3 protein-coding genes are annotated in these 3978 nt (G+C 57.4%); 1 reads left to right on the forward strand and 2 read right to left on the reverse strand.

Annotation, left to right across the window (positions count from 1 at the left end; all coding sequences use genetic code 11):
* Positions 1–24 precede the first annotated feature (24 nt).
* Positions 25–1641, reverse strand: a complete 1617-nt coding sequence (locus B3C64_RS03900; RefSeq protein ID WP_291533872.1) for a PLP-dependent aminotransferase family protein — start codon at positions 1639–1641, stop codon at positions 25–27.
* Between the two features lie 253 nt (positions 1642–1894).
* On the opposite strand from B3C64_RS03900, the gene B3C64_RS03905 reads away from it, so the two are divergent.
* Entirely contained in the window at positions 1895–2542 is a 648-nt protein-coding gene (locus B3C64_RS03905; protein WP_291533874.1) for a LysE/ArgO family amino acid transporter, read from the forward strand.
* 363 nt (positions 2543–2905) lie between these two features.
* Here B3C64_RS03905 and B3C64_RS03910 read toward each other — a convergent pair whose 3' ends face one another.
* A complete protein-coding gene (locus B3C64_RS03910) occupies positions 2906–3769 on the reverse strand; it encodes an aldo/keto reductase (RefSeq protein WP_291533875.1) in 864 nt (287 codons plus the stop codon).
* Positions 3770–3978 lie beyond the last annotated feature (209 nt).

Here is a 3978-nt window from a genome sequence, read left to right on the forward strand (position 1 = left end):
CAAACCACGAAGCACCAACCCGAGTCAGGCCAATTCGCGTGCAATGGCGGCGAGCACTTCCACCGCAGCGGCGAATTCCTCGGGGGTGGTGTAGGAATAGCTCAATCGCAGCGAATTGTTCGCGGCGAAATCATAGATGTCTCCGGGATTGAGCAGAACGCCGTGCTCCACGGCCAATTGGAACAACCGGCCCATGCGCATCGGACGGTCGAACGTGAGCCAAATGTAGAAACCGCCCTTCGGCACGTTCCAATGCGCGCAATCGCCCAGTTTCTCCTGTAACACGCGCATCGCGCAATCGCGACGCCGAAGCAGTTCCGTCTTCAATCCGGCGACATACTCGTCATACAATCCACTTGACAGGAAGCGAGCGAACGCCCACTGGCTCAAAACACTCGCACCATAGTCCACCTGCATCTTCACATCGGCGAGCCGTTGCACAATCGGTTCGGCAGCGATCATCCATCCGATGCGCAATCCGGGTGCCAACGATTTCGACGCACTGCCAAGGGCAATCACCATGCCCGTCTCGTCAAATGCCTTCAACGGCAGCGGCGCGTCGTCCTCGAAATACAGATCGCGGTACGCGCCATCCTCGATAATCGGCAGACGATTGGCCACGCAGCATTCGATGAGTTCGCGCCGGCGCCGATCATCCATGGTGATACCGGTCGGATTGTGGTTCGTCGGAATCGTGTACAGGATGGCGTCTCCCCTGCGCTTTCGTCCGATTCCCGATGGCCGGCATTCCGCGGATGCCGAAGACGGCACGGGCATCACCGACATGGACGCGTCCAATGCATCCGATATTCGTCCGTCATCCGAAGTCGAGACGGTCGCAGAAACCGACGATACCGACGAAGAGGATCGTCGACCGGTCAGCGAATCATTCAACGCATGCACGTCGATGCCCCCACCATCCATCGGCACACCTTCGAGATGCATGCCCGCGGATTGGAACACCTGCAATGATTTGATGTAGCTCGGCGCTTCCGCATACACGGTGGAATTGGCCGGCAACAGGCTCACGGAAATCAGTTGCAACGCCTGCAACGCGCCGGACGTGACCAACACCTGCTCCGGCGCACACTCGATGCCCGAGTCACGCATATGATTCGCAATCGCTTCACGCAGCTGCGGCAATCCTTCCGGAGGCGGGTAGCCCAGCGAATCGATTTCATTCGCGGCTTCGCCCAGCACATGCCGCCACATGGATTTCGAGAACAGTCGAGGATCGATCTCACCAGTACCAATCCGCGTCATGCCCGGTGCGAATTCATATCGGTTGATGGCCTGGATGGTCGCGTTGTTGGCCTTGAAAAATCCGGAACCGACATAATCCGCCCAATCCGGCGCGCCCGGCAGCATCAACGACCATGTGTTGCTGACGATTCGCGTTCCACCGCCCCGCCGCCCTTCGACAATACCGTAGTCGGACAGTTCTGCGACCGCCGCGATGACGGTGGACCGGTTCACGCCAAACCATTCGGCGAGCGCGCGCTGCGACGGCAGCCTGGAGCCGATCGGCCAATTGCCGCTCGACACTTGCTCGCACATATAGTCGACAATCTGCTCGGTCACCGGCTTGCCGGATGCACGATCAGGCTTCCAATCAATGTTCAGCGGCACGATACGAGCCATAACATTCCTTATCTAATCATCAAATCCATACATCCATCCAACCAAAATTGCTGATTGGCTGAGTGAATCCTGCTTATTTGGCTGGTTGATGATTGTACTCACAGCCATACAATAAATCCTCAGATAGTAGATGTTTCTTCGTATTACAGGATTCATCACTACAAATTCATTAATACGGAAACGATTATTTGGCTGGTTTGGATGGTTATAAAGGAATCCAACCAAACTTGAACGACTGACGAAACCAGGGCATATGGGATTTTTCCTGCAGGGATTGACGTTGGGATTGGCGTACGTCGCGCCGATCGGCATGCAGAATCTGTTCGTAATCAACTCCGCGTTGACGGAACCCCGTAAGCGCGCGTTGCGTACCGCGCTAATCGTCTTGCTCTTCGACATCTCGTTGTCGTTGTCGTGCTTCTTCGGTATCGGAAGGCTGATGCAGCGTTACGATTGGTTGCGCCTGGGTGTGTTGGCTGTAGGCGGAGTCGCGGTGATCCGCATCGGCGCACGGCTGCTGTTCGCCAAGCGCACCGATACCAAACGCCACGATGAGACACGGAACCTCGCCCATAACGTACCGATGGAACCGCGCAGCGAATTACTGCATACCATCATGACCGCAGGCGCGGTGACGTGGCTCAATCCGCAGGCCATCATCGACGGCACATTGATGCTTGGAGCGTTCAGCGCCACGTTGGACGTCGGCCAATCCACGCCGTTCATCACCGGTGTGGAAACCGCCTCTGCATTATGGTTCTTTGGTATGACGTTGCTGGTGTCGCTGTTCAGCCGCCGATTCAGTCCGAAACTTGCCATCATCCTGAACCGCGTCTGCGGCGGTATGGTGATATTCTACGGTTCCAAGCTGCTCGTCGATTTTTTCTTCGCCGTCCTCTGATGTTCTCCGATGTCCACTGGAGACACTGGAGAACAACCGGTATTGCATGATTGCCCCGTCCTCGGTGCCAATTATGCCCTTGCCAAATTCATTGTGCGAAAGATGCAGAACACGCCCGGATTATTCGAATCGAAACTGCATGTTTGGCACAGCAAAACCATTGGACGCACGGGAACTGCGGATTTGGCACCAAGGATGGGCCGATCTGTGGTATGCCAGTATCCCAGACTTATTCCAACAGAATCACCAAGAATCGACGGAATTCCAGATTCATGCCAGCAAACCCACCAAGATTCCAGATTCATGCCGGCGGAATCATGAGGATTTCGTGGGACGGCACTGGAATCTTGGGATGGTGGGAAATCAACCGAGGAAGGCGAGCTCCTCATCGGTGAGTTCGAGTTCGTCGGCCTTCAGGGAATCGAGGATGGTTTCGGGACGATGGGCACCCGGAATCACGAACATGTGGTCGCCCTTGGCGAGTTCCCAAGCCAGGACCACGCGCTGATAGCTCACGCCATGCTTGGCCGCGACTTCGCGGAACGGATCGAACAGATGCTCGTCATACGGATGACGGTAGCCGCCGAGCGGGCTCCAGCACACGAAGGCCAAGCCCGCCTCCGCACAGTATTCCAGCGTGTCCTGGGTGTCTTTGTGAATCGGGGAATATTGGTTCTGCACGGCAACGAGCCTGTCTCCGAGCACGTCCTGTGCGATTTTCAGCTGTTCGATGCTCACGTTGGAAACGCCGGCATACCGCGCCACGCCTTGGTCGAGCAGCGCCTTGATGCCTTCGCAGGATTCGTTGTACGGCACTTCGGGATCATGACGGTGCAGATACAGCAGATCGATGGAGTCGACGCCCAATGCCTGCGCGGACTGCTTGCCGTATGCGATGAGATGTTCCGGCTTGCCGTCGCGCGGCCAAATCGGTTTGTCTCCGTCCCAGGCGCGACGCAGTCCGACCTTGGTGGCGACGGTCACTTCATCGCGCGGGCCCTTCCATGTCTCCAATGCCTCACGCACCAGCTTCTCGCCGGTCTGTTCCTCCTCGCCCGGCGTGTAGTACGCCCATGCGGTGTCGATATGCCGGCATCCGGCATCGAGCGAGGCGTGCAGGGTCTCGATGCCGACCTCGTGGCCACGGTTGTTCTCGATGGTCAGCGGCATCTCGCCATGGCCGATGGCGGTGGTACGGAAAGGTCCGAGATTGCGGAACAGCGTCATGTCTTCTCCTTTGAACGGTTTGCTGAACGGTCTGCGTCCCGGCCCTTCCACAGACCGGAACCCGTCTCCAAGCTTAGAAGGACGCCCGGCCTTTCCACAGCCCGGACGACTCCGCCTGAATGGTACGGACCGATATCGGGCATGCCATCGATCCGTTGCGGTCAAGGACGCGGTCTCCTTCCGGACGAATCTTCCAAAACGCATCCTCC

Origin of the sequence: Bifidobacterium sp. UBA6881 (assembly GCA_002451435.1) — a bacterium.
GTDB lineage: Bacteria > Actinomycetota > Actinomycetes > Actinomycetales > Bifidobacteriaceae > Bifidobacterium.

Bases quoted from the DNA above. Each gene is read 5' to 3' on its own strand.
- B3C64_RS03900 (WP_291533872.1), bottom strand. From the start codon at position 1,641: ATGGCTCGTATCGTGCCGCTGAACATTGATTGGAAGCCTGATCGTGCA.
- B3C64_RS03905 (WP_291533874.1), top strand. From the start codon at position 1,895: ATGGGATTTTTCCTGCAGGGATTGACGTTGGGATTGGCGTACGTCGCG.
- B3C64_RS03910 (WP_291533875.1), bottom strand. From the start codon at position 3,769: ATGACGCTGTTCCGCAATCTCGGACCTTTCCGTACCACCGCCATCGGC.